We start from the raw sequence: 418 nt of genomic DNA on the forward strand, positions 1-418 counted from the left end.
GTGTGGCTCTCGAAACTGGTGGCGCACCCGCAAGCACGGTCAGCCGCGACAGCCCGAAAACAGGTCTGGCACTGTTCCTAAAGTGAAGTTATTGACACACTAATAAACTCGCACAGGTTTTACCGGTCGGCTACTTGTATCTGCGTTCCGTTTGTTCGAAAGAGTAATGAGTGACAGTCAGGATCAAAACCCCCGGGCCGAGCAGACAGTCTGTCCGTACTGTGGCGTCGGCTGTACGATAGAATATGCAGGCAACGGGAAGGCGACCGGCACAGCGGGGCCAGTGAACACGAAAGGAGAGATCTGTCCCAAGGGCGGAGCCGCGTTCGACGTAGTCGAACACGAGGACCGACTGACCGAGCCACTGGTCCGTGAGAGCGGTCACTTCGTCACTGCTCCCTGGGAAACCGCCCTGAGT

The 418-nt window shown here is 57.4% G+C and carries 1 pseudogene; it reads left to right on the plus strand.

What is annotated here, in order from left to right:
• Positions 1–166 precede the first annotated feature (166 nt).
• A pseudogene (locus FY251_RS21760) lies at positions 167–418 on the plus strand (formate dehydrogenase subunit alpha); the annotation flags it as partial.

Source organism: Haloferax sp. KTX1, assembly GCF_902410085.1.
GTDB classification, from domain to species: Archaea; Halobacteriota; Halobacteria; order Halobacteriales; family Haloferacaceae; genus Haloferax; species Haloferax massiliensis.